Source organism: Aquipseudomonas ullengensis (assembly GCF_014174475.1).
GTDB lineage: Bacteria > Pseudomonadota > Gammaproteobacteria > Pseudomonadales > Pseudomonadaceae > Aquipseudomonas > Aquipseudomonas ullengensis.
The window spans coordinates 244,907-259,623 of the sequence record NZ_JACJUD010000003.1; the positions used below are offsets into that span (position 1 = coordinate 244,907).

Genomic DNA, 14,717 nt, shown 5'->3' on the forward strand with positions numbered 1-14,717 from the left:
CCGCCTCTGCTAGAGTGGCGGCAGTGTTCAAGGAGCCCTTATGCAGCTGGACCCCGTCACAGGCTGGTGCGCCGGTGTGCAGCACTGTCCATCGCCGAATTTCAATGCCCGCCCGAGTGGCGAGGTGTCTCTGTTGGTCATCCACAACATCAGTCTGCCGCCTGGCCAGTTCGGCACGGGCAAGGTGCAGCAGTTGTTCCAGAACTGTCTACCGGGCGACGAGCATCCGTATTTCGCCGATATCGTCCACTTACGGGTTTCGGCGCACTTCCTGATCGAGCGTGATGGCGGGGTGACCCAGTTCGTTGGTTGTGGCGAGCGCGCCTGGCATGCCGGTGTATCCCGTTTTGACGGGCGCGAGGGCTGTAACGATTTCTCCCTGGGAATCGAGTTGGAGGGCACGGACGAGCAGCCTTTCACCGATGCCCAGTATTCGAGCCTGGTCGCGCTGACCCGTCAGCTGTTGCAGGCCTATCCTGAATTGAGTGTCCAGCGCATCTGCGGTCACAGCGATATTGCTCCAGGGCGCAAGACCGACCCGGGGCCGTACTTCGACTGGGCGCGAATGCGTGCGGCGTTGAGCGAACGAGGGGAGCGGTAGATGAATTTCCTGGTGCTGTTGCTGGTGGTCTGGGTAGAGAAGCTGTCTTCCGGACGCCAGCGTATCCAGCAGGATGGCTTCTGGCGGCAATGGCTGGCGCGGGTCGAGGGGCGCCCGGGGGCGGAGCCGTGGATCTCGCTGGCGCTGCTGGTGCTGGTGCCGATGGCGCTGCTGGGGTTGCTGCTGTTGATCATCCAGCCGCTGGCGTATGGCTGGCTGGCGCTGCCGGTGCATCTGCTGGTGCTGGTCTACAGCCTGGGGCGTGGCGATGTGCTGACGGCCCTGGGGCCGTTTCGTGATGCCTGGCGCCGTGGTGACGAGCAGGCCGCCCTGCATGTGGCCGAGCGTGACATGGGCCTGGAGGCCGATGCTGAGGCGGAACTGCTGCTGCGCGTGCAGGGTTATGAGCTGTGGCAGGCCTATCAGGGCTTTTTCGCGGTGATCTTCTGGTATGCCCTGCTGGGGCCGGCATTGGCGCTGGCCTATCGCCTGCTGGCATTGACCGCCGAGCACGCCACCCAACCGGTTCTGGCCGAGCGCGCCGCGCAACTGCGGCATGCCCTGGACTGGCTGCCGGTGCGGTTTTTGGCCGCCAGCTTTGCCCTGGTCGGCAATTTCGCTGCGGTCAGTCGCGCGGTGCTGCACGATCTGCTGGCCTGGGATATTCCGGCCGCCGATCTGCTGAGCAACGCCGGGCGCGCGGCCGGCGAACTACCCGAACCGCAAGCCGGCGAGGCGGGGGTCAATAGCCTGGATGAGTTGTGGCAGTTACTGGTGCGTTCGGCGGTGCTCTGGTACGCGGCGTTTGCCGTGTGGATTCTGCTGTTCTAGGCAACTCCTTTGGCGTCAGTCGATCCAGGTCGGATCAACCCGGTGAACGGTGTGGCATAAGATTTCGTGATGACGGGGCGCGCGCCTGAGCGGGTGCGGCTGCCGCCGTTCGTCGGCGCCCGGTTTAGCCTGGATTCCACGGCTGGCACGACTCAGGTCAATGCCGGTACGGATTACAGGCGTACTCTTAACCTTAAGTTACAGAGGATGGGGTCGATATCCGGTATACAGGTCACCATTGGGGCGTGTACCTGCCTGGTGCATCCCTTGCGGGAACTGTTGACGACCTTCTGTGGCTACTGGCTGCAGGGGCCAGCAGGAACCGCTGCCTGAGGCGCTCGATCGTCGCAGGCTTCATGTACTGATTACATTATCTTGCCGTTCAATTCCCGGTCTGCTCCCGGCCGGAATACAACAATAATGGCAACAGGAGACGTCTAGTGAATAGCGTGCTGTATCCGGCCATAGCGCTCATGAACCGCCTGAGCTTCGGTATGAAGTTCAGTTTGATCAGCGTACTTTTCTTCCTGCCCATGCTGGTCACCAACTTCTACCTGGTGCGCGACTCCTATCACGAGTTCGTCGATACCCGCACCGAACTGCAAAGCATCGGCCTGCTCAAGGACAGCCTCAAGCTGCGCCGTGATCTCGAGCAGCTCAATGATTTGCTCGAAATCAACGCCGCGCTGGGCCAATCCGGCGAGTCGGAAGCGTTGCTGGCGCAGATCAATACCCTGCAAGAGCGCGTGCAGACGGCCATCGACGGCTTGGCGCCGAGCAGCCAGGACGAGCAGAAGGTCGCCGAATTCAACACTCAGCGTGATGCGATCAAGACCGCTCTCGCCGCCGTCCTGCAGGAGGAGTCGCAGCGCAGCAAGGCTGGCCTGGTGGTCAAGGCGCTGGATAACGCCGAAGTCTTCATCAAGTTCGTTGCCAGCCAGGCGGGCCTTAGTCAGGACACTGACCTGACGGTGCGGCAGATGTCCGAACTGGTCACCAGTGTCACCCCACCGGTGACCAAGGCGCTGAGCAAGGGCCGTGCGCTGGGTTCCACGTCGCTGGGCCTGCACATCCTCGGTTCGTCCGACAGCGGCAAGCTCGACGAGCTGCTGGCCGAGCTGGAAAAGCTCAATGCCGAGTACGGCTTCAAGATCCAGAGCGCGCTGCAGGACAAGCCCAAGGCCCAGCAGGCCCTGAGTACGCTGGCCGATGACAGCCGCAGCACCCTGACCGCCGCCAACACGCGCCTGGAGGAAGAAATCCTCATGGCCGACAGCCTGGACGCATCCTGGCAGGCCTTCTTCGACACCAGCAGCGCGGACATCGACAAGACCTATGCGCTGAACGACGCCGTGCTGCAGTTCCTCGACCAGGAACTGGGCCAGCGCCTGGGGCAGAAGCGCACGCAGATGATCCTGCTCGTCGCGGCCCTGGTGCTGGTGTTCCTGCTGATCGGCTACCTCTACGGCGGCTTCTACGTGTCCACCCGCACCACCCTCAAGGGCTTCGGCAAGACCCTCGGCCAGGTCGCCGCCGGCGACATGACCGTCAAGGTCAGCGTCAAGAGCCAGGACGAGCTGGGCGAGCTGGGCCAAGTGTTCAACGGCACCGTGGAGAAAATTCGCGAGCTGATCGATCTGGTTGGCAAGACCGTCACCGAGGTCGAGCGCCAGGCCGACAAGGTCGAAGTGGTTTCCGGCGAGAGCAGCCAGGCGGTCAGCGCCCAGCGTGGGCAGATCGAACAGGTCGCCACGGCGATGAACCAGATGTCCGCCACCGCCCAGGAGGTCGCGCGCAGCGCTGCCGCCGCCGTGGGCAGTGCGCAGAGCGTCAACGAGGAGACGGTCAGCGGTCGTGCCCTGGTGGAATCGCAGGTCGGCAGCATTCAGCGCCTGGCCAGCGAGATCGATCAGTCGGTCACGGTGATCAACCAGCTGGCCTCCGACAGCGCCTCGATCAGCCAGGTGCTGGAAGTGATCAAGGGCATTGCCGGGCAGACCAACCTGCTCGCGCTCAACGCGGCCATCGAGGCGGCACGTGCCGGTGAGCAGGGCCGTGGGTTTGCCGTGGTGGCCGACGAGGTGCGCAACCTGGCCAAGCGTACGCACCAGTCCACCGAGGAAATCGAGCAGATGATCGGCCGCCTGCAGACCGGGGTTAACGCCACGGTGACTGCCATGAACGGTAGCCACCAGATGGTCGACAGCACCGTCAGCCAGTCCTCGCAGGTGCAACTGGCGCTGGAGAACATCCTCGGCGCGGTCGGCATGATCGTCGACCAGAACCAGCAGATCGCTGCTGCCGCCGAGCAGCAGACCGCCGTGGCTCACGATATCGACATGAACATCGTCGAGATCAATCAGGCGGGCGAGCGTACGGCCGAAGGCGCAGTACAGACCGAGCAGGCCAGCCGTGAGCTGTCCGACCAGGTGGCGCGCCTCAAGCAGCTGATCAGCACCTTCCGCGTCTGATCGATACGCGGTTGAAACAAAGCCCGCCAATTGGCGGGCTTTGTCGTTTCTGGGGCGAGTGACCCCCGATGCTGGATTGTGCCCCTGTAGGCGCGAGCTCTGCTCGCGAAGCTCTTGCGCTGCCTGGTTCGCGAGCAGAGCTCGCTCCTACGGCTGCCTGCTATTGCGAAGAACAGCAGCGGGTTTGTCATTTCAGGGTAGGGCGGGTGCAACCCGCGGTGCTTGTTCTCGCGGGTTGCACCCGCCCTACGGGGTCGGCCAGCCGAACAGCTCGGCGGCGTTGTGGCTGCTGGCGGTGGCCAGCTCTTCCGGGCTGATACCGCGTAGCTCGGCGAGCACGCGGCAGATGTCGGCCAGGTATTCGGGGCTGTTGCGCTGGTTGGGGTGCATGGCTGGGGCCATGTCCGGGGCGTCGGTTTCCAGCACGATCGCCTCCAGCGGTAATTGCGCCACCACCTTGCGTAGGCGCAGGGCCTGCGGCCAGGTTGGCGCGCCGCCGAGGCCGAGCTTGAAGCCCAGCTTGAGGTATTCGCGGGCTTCTTCAACGCTGCCAGCGAAGGCATGGATGATGCCGCCGCGCCGAGGACGCAAGCGTTTGAGCGTGGCGATGGTCGCGGCATGGGCACGCCGCACATGCAGCAGCACCGGCAGCTCGACCTCGTTGGCCAGCATCAGCTGTGCTTCGAACAGTTCCTGCTGGCGTTGGCGATCGAGCTGTTCGAGGAAGTAGTCCAAACCGAATTCACCTACCGCGCACAGGCGCGGGTGGCTGGCCAGGCGCTGCAGCCAGTCGCGCAGCTCGGCGAGGTGTTCGGGTTGGTGCTGCTCGAGGTACACCGGGTGCAAGCCGAAGGCCGCGTACAGGCCGTCTTCCTGTTGTACCAGGTCCCACAGGCGCTGCCAGTTGGCCTGGTACACGCCGAGCACCACCAGCTTCGCCACGCCGGCCGCACGGCTGCGCGCCAGCAGTTCGGCGCGGTCGGCGTCGAAGTCGGGGAAGTCGAGGTGGGTGTGAGTGTCGATCAGCTGCATGGGCATTTTTACGCTGGCCAGGGCCCACAGGATCGGGCATTTTGCGGCGGGCTGCCAGCGCGGGGGAGCATTCCCCGGTTTCGTCAGTCAGACCTGGTAAGTCTTATCGTTTGGAGGTGTGGGCGCATGCCGGGAGTCGAATGTGCGGATGCGTAAGCTGTTGGGCGGCCTGTTCGCCGTGGCGTTGCTGTTGTTGGCGGCGCTGCTGCTGTTCCTGGCGCTGTTCGACTGGAACCTGGCCAGGCCGACGTTGAACACGCAGGTTTCTGCGGCGCTGAACCGCCCCTTTGCGATTAACGGTGACCTGCGTGTGGTCTGGCAGCGCCAGCCGGAGGAGGGAGGGTGGCGTGGCTGGCTGCCCTGGCCGCATTTTTCCGCCGAGCAACTGGTGTTGGGCAATCCGTCGTGGGCCAAGGGCGAGTCCTTCGTCAGCCTGCAGCGGGTGCAGTTCAGCCTGTCGCCACTGCCCCTGCTGTGGAAGACCGTACGCAGCCCGCGTATCGACCTGGTGGCGCCCGCCGCCAGCCTGCAGCGCCTGGCCGATGGCCGCAGCAACTGGAGTTTCGACCTGGGCGATCCGGCCGATGCGCAAACGCCTTCACCCTGGACCCTGGATATCGGCACCATCGGCTTCGACAAGGGCCAGGTAACCCTCGACGACCAGAGCCTGAACACCCAGTTGCAGGTGCAGATAGACCCGCTCGGCAAGCCCATTCCGTTCAGTGACATCGTCGGCAAGGCAGCCGCGCAGGCCACCGATTCCTCCCCGCAGGATTACGCCTTCGCCTGGCAGGCCAAGGGCCGCTACAAGGGCCAGCCGCTGGCGGGCGAGGGCAAGGTCGGTGGCCTGCTGGCGCTGCAGGATGCGCAGCGGCCGTTTCCGCTGCAGGCCGATATCCGCGCCGGCAGCACGCGTATCGTGCTGGCCGGTACCCTCAGCGATCCGAAGAACCTCGGCGCCCTCGATCTGCGCCTGCGCCTGTCCGGCAGCAGCCTGGGCCACCTCTATGCGCTGACGGGCGTCACCTTGCCCGCCACGCCGGCCTACACCACCGATGGTCGCCTCAGCGCCCAGTTGCGCGATGCCGGCGGCGCCAGTTTTCGTTACCGGGACTTCAATGGTCGTATCGGTGACAGCGATATCCATGGCGACCTGACCTTCGTCGCGCGTCAGCCTCGGCCCAAGTTGTCTGGCCAGCTGACCTCCAACCAGCTGCTGTTCGCCGACCTGGCGCCGTTGATCGGTGCCGACTCCAATGCCGAGAAAAAGGAGCGCGGTGCGGCGGCCAGCCAACCGGCGGGCAAGGTGCTGCCGGTAGAGGAATTTCGCACCGAGCGCTGGCGGGCGATGGACGCCGATGTGCGCTTCACCGGCAAGCGCATCGTGCACAGCGACAAATTGCCGATCAGCGACCTGGATACCCATGTCGTACTCAATGATGGCCAACTCAGCCTGGAGCCGCTGCGCTTCGGCGTGGCCGGCGGCAAGCTGGAATCGCAGGTCCGCCTGGACGGTACGCGCGTGCCGCTGCAAGGCACGCTGCGCCTGAGTGCACGCGGCTTCAAGCTCAAGCAGCTGTTCCCCGGTTTTGCGCCGATGCAGACCAGCTTCGGCGAGCTGAATGGCGACGCTGACTTGAGCGGCACGGGTAACTCGGTGGCCGCGCTGTTGGGGACTGCCAATGGTGGGGTCAAGCTGCTGATCAATGACGGCGCGGTCAGCCGCAGCCTGATGGAGATCGCCGGGCTCAACGTCGGCAACTACATGGTCGGCAAGCTGTTCGGCGACGACGAGGTGAAGATCAACTGCGCGGCTGCCGACCTGGGCATGAAGCAGGGCCTGATGAGCACGCGGCTGTTCGTGGTCGATACCGAGAACGCTGTGATCAAGGTCGACGGCACTGCCAACTTCGCCAGCGAGCAGCTGGACCTGAGCGTGACGCCGGCGTCCAAGGGCCTGCGCATCTTCTCTCTGCGCTCGCCGCTGTATGTGCGCGGTACCTTCAAGCAGCCGGATGCCGGCGTGCAGGGTGTGCCGCTGGCCCTGCGCGGCGCCGGGCTGCTGGCACTCGGCGTGGCGGTGGCGCCGGCAGCCGGGCTGGTGGCACTGATTGCGCCGAGCAGTGGTGGCGACGATAGCCAGTGCGCGCCGTTGTTGAGGCAGATGCAGGGCAAGGGTTAGCCATTCATGTTGAGCCCGACCCCTCACCCCAGCCCTCTCCCCAGGGGGGAGAGGGGGTGGATTGGAGGGGGGTATTGGTGTGCGCGGTATCTTCAAGCAGCCGGCTGGGGGTGTGCCGCTGGTCCTGCGCGGTGCTGGGCTGCTGGCACTCGGCGTGGCGGTGGCTCCGGCAGCCGGGCTGATTGCGCCGAGCAGTGGCGGGGACGATAGCCAGTGCGCGCCGTTGCTGAAGCAGATGCAGGGTAAGGGGTAGTCGTCCATGTTGAGCTCGACCCCTCACCCCAGCCCTCTCCCCAAAGGGGAGAGGGGGCGGATTCGAGGGGCTTATGGGCGTGTGCGCATTTGTTAGCGAGAGCCGCTTGTTGTACTAGGCATGGGGGCTGTTGCGGCCGGGGCAGCAAAGAAGAAGCGAGGCTCGGTGAGCGTGTGGTTTTTCCCGTTGAGGTTGCCGAATCGCGTCGACCCAAGACGGTCGGGTGAGGCGCGCAGGGCGGCAGTTCTGCACGAATACCCCCTCCCCCCTCTGGGGAGAGGGCTGGGGTGAGGGGGCGTGGCGGATGCCAATCAGTGATGCCCACCTTCGGTAGCAGTCAGCGCGCCACGCTGGCCGAGATCGCCACGGCCGCCGCTGCGGTGCGGGTTTCCACGCCGAGCTTCACGTAGACGTGCTCCAGGTGCTTGTTCACCGTGCGCGGGCTGAGGCCGAGGATGTCGCCGATATCGCGGTTGGTCTTGCCGCAGGCGACCCAGCGCAGCACTTCCACTTCGCGTTCGGTGAGCTGGAAGCGGCTCGACAGGGCCTCGTAGGTCGGCTCGTTGCTCAGGGTCAGGTCCACCGGCTGGGCGGCGGCGCGGGCTGACTGGAGGATGCGCGCGGTGCGCAGGTGGGCAGCGACGCGGGCCAGCACCTCATCGGTGTGGATCGGCTTGGTCACGTAGTCGCTGCCGCCCGCGGCGAAGCCTTCCACCACGTGTTCGCTGTCGGTCAGGGCGGTCATGAACACCACCGGGATGTCGGCGCTGTCCGGCTGTTCCTTGATCCGCCGGCAGGTCTCGAAGCCGTTGATGCCGGGCATCATCGCGTCGAGCAGGATCAGGTCCGGGCGCCGGCGTTGAATGCGGTTCAGCGCGCTTTGCCCGTCGAGCGCCACCAGCACCATGTAGCCGGCGGCATCCAGGGCATCGGAGAGCAGGGCGAGGTTGTCCGGCGTATCGTCGACGATCAGTACGGTGCCGCGCTCAGCAAGCTGCGTGAGAGCATTCATGTTCGGCCTCCTTGAGTTGCTGGTTGAGTTCGTCCAGGCGGAAACCCTTGGCCAGGGCGCGCCACGGGGCGGTGAAGCCGGCGCAGGCCGGGCTCTGTTGTTCGATGGCGTCGAGCTTGTCCTGAATCCCGCGCATGTACCCGAGGGCCACCAGTTCGCGCAGCTCGGCGAGGTCGAGCGGGTTCGGCAGCTCGGCGGGTGGCGCAGCCGGTGAGCTTTCTTCGGCGCTGCGGTGCAGCCATTGCAGGCCCAGTTGCTGCTGGATGCGCTCCAGCAGTTGCGGGGTGTGCACCGGCTTGGCCAGGTAGTCGTTGCAGGCGGCAGCCACACTGCGCTCGCGGTCGTCGGCGAAGGCGTTGGCCGAGAGCACGATGATCGGCGCCTGCGACAGGGCGTTGCGGCGGATCAGCCGGCTGGTTTCCCAGCCATCCATCTGCGGCATCGACAGGTCCATGAAGATCAGGTCAGGGTTGAGCAGCGCCACCTGGCGGATCGCCTCCTGGCCGTTGGCCGCTTGGGCGATCTGGAAGCCCAGCGGCTCGAGCATGCCGGCCAGCACGCGGCGGTGCTCGATGTGGTCGTCCACCACCAGGATCAGTCGGCGCGGGCCCTGGTAGCCGATGATGTCGTGCTCGACGTGCACCACCGCCTGCGGCACCCGCACCTCGGAGAGGAACAGGCGCACCTGGAAGCTGGTGCCCTGGTCGAGCACGCTCTTCACCGACAGCTCGCCGCCCATCAGCGAGGTGAGCATGCGGGTGATGGTCAGGCCCAGGCCGACGCCGTTGTCCTGGCGCATCAGGTCGCCGCGCTCGAAGGGCTGGAAGATCCGCTCGATCTGCTCCGGGTCGATGCCGATGCCGGTGTCGATGATTTCGAAGCTGGCCGTCTCGCGCAGGTAGCTGACGCGCAGGCGCACCTCGCCGCTGTCGGTGAAGCGCACCGCGTTGCCCAGCAGGTTGATCAGGATCTGCCGCACGCGCTTCTCGTCGCCGCGCACCACCGCCGGCATGCGCCCGCTGGTTTCCATGCGAAAGCGCAGGCCTTTCTCTTCGGCCTGCGGGGTGAACATGCGGTCGATCTGGTGGATGAATTCGGGGAAGGGGATTTCCGAGAGTTCCAGGTTGAGCTTGCCTGCCTCGATCTTGGCCACGTCGAGCAGGCCGTCGATCAGTGACAGCAGGTGCGAGCCGCTGCGGAAGATGGTCGCCAGGGCATCCTTGTGCTGGCCGGGCATGGCCGCGTCGCGCTGCAGGATCTGGGTGTAGCCGAGGATGCTGTTGAGCGGCGTGCGCAGCTCGTGGGACAGGCCGGTGACATAGCGGCTCTTCGCTGCGTTGGCCGCTTCGCTGGCTTCCTTGGCTTTCTGCAGTTCCTCGTCGGTACGCCGGTGCGCTTCGATTTCCTGCATCAGCAGCAGGGTCTGCCGGTCCGATTCCTTCTGCGCCACGCTGCGGCTCTCGCGGGTCAGCACCACCCACCAGGCGAGGATCGCGGCGAATACCGAGAGCGTCAGGAAGGCCTTGAGGAAGGCCTGGTAGAGCGTCTGTTGCACCTCTGGCGAATGCGGCACCAAGCCGTGGGAGACCTGGCTGTAGATCAGTGCCAGCGCGCCGAACAGCATCAGTACCAGCAACACCAGCAGGCCCATGTACTGCGCCAGGCGGCTGTGCAGGCGCGGGATCGAGGCCTTGGGGTAGATCCAGCGAACGAAATCGTCCATCTGTTCGGCCAGGCGCGCGTGGGGTTTGCAGGCGTCGCCGCAGCGCGCGTCGAGCGAGCAGCACAGCGAGCAGATCGGCGTGCTGTAGGCCGGGCAGAAGGCCATGTCCGGCGCCTCGAATGCGTTGCTGCACAGGCCGCACTGCACGGTTTCGCACGGGCCGGCGGGGTACAGCAGCAGCGGGTCGCTGGTGCGGGCGATGTAGTAGCGGCCCTTGGTCAGCCAGGCGATCAGCGGCGCGCTGATGAAGGCCGCGCCCAGCGCCACCATCGGCGAAGCGGCCTCGGCCAGGGCGCCGAACAAGCCGGCGTAGGCGAGGATCGACAGCAGGGAGGCGATCAGCATGGCGCCGACACCCACGGGGTTGATGTCGTACAGGTGTGCGCGCTTGAACTCGATGAACTTGGGCGACAGGCCCAGCGGCTTGTTGATCACCAGGTCGGCGACCAGTGCGCCAATCCAGGCGATGGCGATGTTGGCGTACAGGCCGAGCACCTGCTGGATCGCATCGAACACGCCCAGCTCCATCAGCATCAGGGCGATGGCGACGTTGAACACCAGCCACACCACACGGCCTGGATGGCTGTGGGTGACGCGGGCGAAGAAGTTCGACCAGGCCAGCGAGCCGGCATAGGCGTTGGTCAGGTTGATCTTGATCTGCGAGACGATGACGAACAGCACCATGGCGCCCAGCGCCCACTCGGGCGAGCTGAACACGTAGTTGAACGCCACCAGGTACATCTGCGTGGGCTCGGCGGCGCGCTCGATGGGCACTTCGTGCTGCAGGGCGAGGAAGGTCAGGAAGGCGCCGGCGAGCATCTTCAGCGCGCCGGGGATGATCCAGCCCGGCCCGGCCATGAGCAGGGCGGCCCACCAGCGCTTGCGATTGGCGGCGCTCTGTTCCGGGAGGAAGCGCAGGTAGTCGACCTGCTCGCCGATCTGCGTCACCAGCGACAGCGCCACGGTGCAGGCGGCGCCGAAGTACAGCAGGTTGAACGCGCCGCCATCGCCTTCGCGGCCGCTGAAGGTGGTCCAGTCGCTCAGCGCATCCGGGTTCTTCCACATCACGAACAGGTACGGCAGCAGCAACAGCACCAGCCACAGCGGCTGCGTCCACATCTGCAGGCGGTTGATCAGGGTCACCCCGTAGGCCACCAGGGGGATCACGATGATCGAACAGATCACGTAGGCCAGCGCCAGCGGGATCTTGAAATACAGCTCCAGGGCCAGCGCCATGATCGCCGCTTCGAGGGCGAAGAACAGGAAGGTGAAGCTGGCGTAGATCAGCGAGGTGATGGTCGAGCCGATGTAGCCGAAGCCGGCGCCACGGGTCAGCAGGTCCATGTCCACGCCATAGCGCGCCGCGTAGTAGCTGATCGGCAGGCCGGTGAGGAAGATCACCAGCGCCACCGCGAGCACGGCCCACAGGGTGTTGGTGAAGCCGTAGCTGATCGCCAGGGCGCCGCCGATGGCCTCCAGGGCGAGGAACGACACCGCGCCCAGGGCGGTGTTGGCGATGCGCAGCTCGGACCATTTGCGAAACGACTTCGGCGTGAAGCGCAGCGCGTAGTCCTCCATGGTCTCGTCGGCGACCCAGCTGTTGTAGTCGCGGCGGATCTTGACGATGCGCTGGGTGCCGGTTGGTTGCACGGAAGCTGTTCCCTGGGGTCGGTTCGATGGCCGGCGGGCCGTACGGCGAAGCTGCAACAACCATGCCCCGACTGTAGGAGCCAGCTTGCTGGCGATCACGCGGCACCGTGCAAACGCTGATCGCCAGCAAGCTGGCTCCTACAGCAAGCGGTGCTCGCTTCTGTCTGGCTGGTTTTCGGGCGCGATCTTGCACCAGCACGGTGCGCTTGGCCCTACGTCAGATGACGTATGCCGTTACGTCAACCTGCGTATACCGCCCGGGCACCTGCCAATCGCATGCTTGCCTCAACCCCAAGCCGGTACCCGAGGAACCTCTTTTCGGATTTGGCGAGCTAAGGCGAGACAAGGCAAAAGGCAGCCGAGGAAGCGCAGTTTACGAGTGGTAAATGAGCATTCCGAGGCGGCTTTTAACGCCGGATCGCCGACGCGCAGCAAGTCCGAAAGAGGTTCCAAGGCGAGCCGGGGCGGAACAAACCACAGAGGAGCAAGACCATGGATTCTCGAGTGACGGGTGCGAAACGCTTTCTTCCCCGCCGGCTGACGCTGGGTGCCGCGGCACTCTCGTTGCTGGCGGCCAGTGTGTTCAGCCAGACCGCGGCGGCTGACGACGTCAACACCACCGGCCTTGCCATCACCGACACCACCGTGACCGTCGGCCAGTTGCACTCGGCCACCGGCACCATGGCAATCTCGGAAACCGGTTCGATCCAGGCCGAACGCCTGGCCATCGACCAGATCAACGCCTCGGGCGGCATCCTCGGCCGGCAGATCAAGGTGATCCAGGAAGACGGCGCCTCCGACTGGCCGACCTTCGCCGAGAAAGCCAAGAAGCTGCTGGAGAGCGACAAGGTCGCCGCCGTGTTCGGCTGCTGGACCTCGGCCTCGCGCAAAGCCGTGCTGCCGATCTTCGAGAAGGACAACGGCCTGCTCTACTACCCGACCTTCTACGAAGGCCTGGAGCAATCCAAGAACGTCATCTACACCGGCCAGGAAGCGACCCAGCAGATCCTCGCCAGCCTCGACTGGATCGCCAAGGAGAAGGGCGCCAAGACCTTCTACCTGCTCGGCTCGGACTACATCTGGCCGCGCACCTCGATGAAGATCGCCCGCAAGCACATCGAGAACGTGCTCGGCGGCAAGGTCGTCGGCGAAGAGTACTACCCGCTGGGCAACACCCAGTTCGGCTCGCTGACCAACAAGATCAAGCTGAAGAAACCGGACGTGGTCTTCGCGGCAGTTGTGGGCGGCTCCAACGTGGCCTTCTACAAACAGCTGAAAGCCGCCGGCATCACCGCCGACAAGCAAACCCTGCTGACCCTCTCCGTGACCGAGGATGAAATGCTCGGCATCGGCGGCGAGAACATGAAGGGCTTCTACTCCTCGATGAAGTACTTCCAGACCCTGGACAATCCCAACAACAAGAAATTTGTTGAAGAGTTCAAGGCCAAGTACGGCAAGGATTCGGTCATCGGCGACGTGACCCAGGCCGGCTACCTCGGCCCATGGTTGTGGAAAGCCGCGGTCGAGAAGGCCGGCAGCTTCGACGTCGACAAAGTGGTTGCCGCCTCCCCGGGCATCGAGCTGACCACCGCGCCGGAAGGCTACGTGAAAGTGCACGACAACCATCACTTGTGGAGCAAGGCGCGCATCGCCGAGATCCAGGCTGACGGCACCTTCAAAGTGGTCCACGAGTCCGAGCTGATCGAGCCGAACCCGTTCCCCAAAGGCTACCAGTAAGCAGCAGCACCTTGCGGAGGGCGCATAGCCCTCCGCCTTCGCTTTACGTAGGAGCCAGCTTGCTGGCGATCGCTCTGCCCAGCGTGTCGGCCATTGCAGGCACCGATCGCCAGCAAGCTGGCTCCTACACAAAGCTCCGCGTGACCAGCCTCGCCAGAGGCTACGAACAACCTCCCACCACCAGGAGACCATCATCATGGAATGGCTATCCGACTTCGGCGCAATTGCCGTTATGCAGGGGTTCAACGGCTTGTCGGTGTTCTGTGTGCTGCTGCTGATGGCACTGGGACTGGCGATCATCTTCGGCCAGATGGGCGTGATCAACATGGCCCACGGCGAGTTCCTCACCGTTGGCGCCTACACCACCTATGTGATCTCGACGCTGACCCTGCATTACTTCCCGGCCATGCAGCCGTACTACTTCTTCTTCGCCATCATCGTGTCCTTCCTGATCGCCGGCGCACTAGGCTGGCTAGTGGAATGGGCGATGATCAGCAAGCTCTACCACCGTCCGCTGGACACCCTGCTGGCGACCTGGGGCCTGTCCCTGGTGATGCAGCAGGCGTTTCGCTCGATCTTCGGCGCCCGTGAAGTCGGCGCGGAAATGCCCGAGTGGATCATGGGCTCGTGGAACCCCACCGAGGCCATCGACATTCCCAAGAACGGCCTGTTCGTCATGGGCCTGACCATCCTCTGCACCGCCACCATCTTCCTCATGCTCTACCGCTCGCGCTGGGGCCTGCAGGTGCGCGCCACCATGCAGAACCGGGTGATGAGCCGCGCGGTGGGGATCAACACCAAGAAGGTCGACCGCATGACCTTCGCCCTCGGTTGTGGCGTGGCCGGTGTCGCCGGCGCGGCGTTCACCACCATCGGTTCCACTGGGCCGACCGCGGGTTCGCTGTACATCGTCGACACCTTCCTCACCGTGGTCTTCGGCGGCGCGGCCAGCCTGCTCGGCACTATCGCCTCGGCGTTCACCATCGCCCAGGCGCAATCGATCATGGAGTTCTTCCTCTCCGGCTCGATGGCCAAGGTACTGACCCTGTCGGCGGTGATCCTGATCCTGATGCTGCGTCCGCAGGGGCTCTTCTCGATCAAGGTCAGGAAGTGATTGCCCGGACGTGTGTGGCGGCGTGCCTTCTGGATTCCCGCCTACGCGGGAATGACGGAGTGTTTGCTGTCGTCCTCGCGAAGGCGGGGACCCAGTGGGCCCGCACGACAG

Annotated in this window: 10 protein-coding genes; 7 read left to right on the forward strand and 3 right to left on the reverse strand. The window is 64.9% G+C overall.

Features of this window, described 5'->3' with window-relative positions; translation table 11 throughout:
• Window positions 1–40 precede the first annotated feature (40 nt).
• The 3 genes from ampD to H3H51_RS10465 all read left to right on the forward strand — a co-directional run bounded on the left by ampD (window position 41) and on the right by H3H51_RS10465 (window position 3,903).
• Window positions 41–601: a 1,6-anhydro-N-acetylmuramyl-L-alanine amidase AmpD gene (ampD, locus tag H3H51_RS10455; RefSeq protein WP_183088985.1), complete on the forward strand. Its 561-nt coding sequence runs from the start codon at window positions 41–43 to the stop codon at window positions 599–601.
• Window positions 602–1,432, forward strand: coding sequence for a regulatory signaling modulator protein AmpE (ampE, locus tag H3H51_RS10460; protein ID WP_183088986.1), 831 nt, complete (start codon window positions 602–604; stop codon window positions 1,430–1,432).
• A gap of 440 nt (window positions 1,433–1,872) precedes the next feature.
• Entirely contained in the window at window positions 1,873–3,903 is a 2,031-nt protein-coding gene (locus H3H51_RS10465) for a methyl-accepting chemotaxis protein (RefSeq protein ID WP_183088987.1), read from the forward strand.
• Between the two features lie 246 nt (window positions 3,904–4,149).
• Here H3H51_RS10465 and H3H51_RS10470 read toward each other — a convergent pair whose 3' ends face one another.
• The gene (locus H3H51_RS10470; protein ID WP_183088988.1) at window positions 4,150–4,935 is read right to left on the reverse strand and encodes a TatD family hydrolase; all 786 of its coding nucleotides are present in this window, start codon (window positions 4,933–4,935) and stop codon (window positions 4,150–4,152) included.
• A gap of 148 nt (window positions 4,936–5,083) precedes the next feature.
• Between H3H51_RS10470 and H3H51_RS10475 the strand changes: the two genes are divergently transcribed.
• Together H3H51_RS10475 and H3H51_RS10480 are read left to right on the forward strand one after the other, a co-directional pair.
• A complete protein-coding gene (locus H3H51_RS10475; RefSeq protein ID WP_183088989.1) occupies window positions 5,084–7,117 on the forward strand; it encodes an AsmA family protein in 2,034 nt (677 codons plus the stop codon).
• Between the two features lie 79 nt (window positions 7,118–7,196).
• Window positions 7,197–7,370 carry a hypothetical protein gene (locus H3H51_RS10480; protein WP_183088990.1) on the forward strand — a complete coding sequence of 58 codons (174 nt, stop codon included), beginning with the start codon at window positions 7,197–7,199 and terminating at the stop codon, window positions 7,368–7,370.
• A gap of 337 nt (window positions 7,371–7,707) precedes the next feature.
• Here H3H51_RS10480 and H3H51_RS10485 read toward each other — a convergent pair whose 3' ends face one another.
• Both H3H51_RS10485 and H3H51_RS10490 read right to left on the reverse strand, forming a co-directional pair.
• Window positions 7,708–8,382 (reverse strand): response regulator, encoded by a 675-nt coding sequence (locus H3H51_RS10485; protein WP_183088991.1) that lies wholly within the window; start codon window positions 8,380–8,382, stop codon window positions 7,708–7,710.
• Entirely contained in the window at window positions 8,357–11,755 is a 3,399-nt protein-coding gene (locus H3H51_RS10490) for an ATP-binding protein (RefSeq protein WP_183088992.1), read from the reverse strand. Before H3H51_RS10490 ends, H3H51_RS10485 begins: the two co-directional genes overlap by 26 nt.
• Before the next feature lie 492 nt (window positions 11,756–12,247).
• Here H3H51_RS10490 and urtA point away from each other — a divergent pair, with 492 nt between their 5' ends.
• Window positions 12,248–13,492 (forward strand): urea ABC transporter substrate-binding protein, encoded by a 1,245-nt coding sequence (gene urtA, locus H3H51_RS10495; protein WP_183088993.1) that lies wholly within the window; start codon window positions 12,248–12,250, stop codon window positions 13,490–13,492.
• Between the two features lie 196 nt (window positions 13,493–13,688).
• Window positions 13,689–14,606, forward strand: coding sequence for an urea ABC transporter permease subunit UrtB (gene urtB, locus H3H51_RS10500; RefSeq protein WP_183088994.1), 918 nt, complete (start codon window positions 13,689–13,691; stop codon window positions 14,604–14,606).
• Window positions 14,607–14,717: the final 111 nt, after the last annotated feature.

What these genes read in the sequence shown, in the direction of transcription:
- H3H51_RS10475 (WP_183088989.1), top strand. Translation starts at nt 5,084, where the DNA reads ATGCGTAAGCTGTTGGGCGGCCTGTTCGCCGTGGCGTTGCTGTTGTTG.
- ampD (WP_183088985.1), top strand. Translation starts at nt 41, where the DNA reads ATGCAGCTGGACCCCGTCACAGGCTGGTGCGCCGGTGTGCAGCACTGT.
- urtA (WP_183088993.1), top strand. Translation starts at nt 12,248, where the DNA reads ATGGATTCTCGAGTGACGGGTGCGAAACGCTTTCTTCCCCGCCGGCTG.
- ampE (WP_183088986.1), top strand. Translation starts at nt 602, where the DNA reads ATGAATTTCCTGGTGCTGTTGCTGGTGGTCTGGGTAGAGAAGCTGTCT.
- H3H51_RS10485 (WP_183088991.1), bottom strand. Translation starts at nt 8,382, where the DNA reads ATGAATGCTCTCACGCAGCTTGCTGAGCGCGGCACCGTACTGATCGTC.
- H3H51_RS10470 (WP_183088988.1), bottom strand. Translation starts at nt 4,935, where the DNA reads ATGCAGCTGATCGACACTCACACCCACCTCGACTTCCCCGACTTCGAC.
- urtB (WP_183088994.1), top strand. Translation starts at nt 13,689, where the DNA reads ATGGAATGGCTATCCGACTTCGGCGCAATTGCCGTTATGCAGGGGTTC.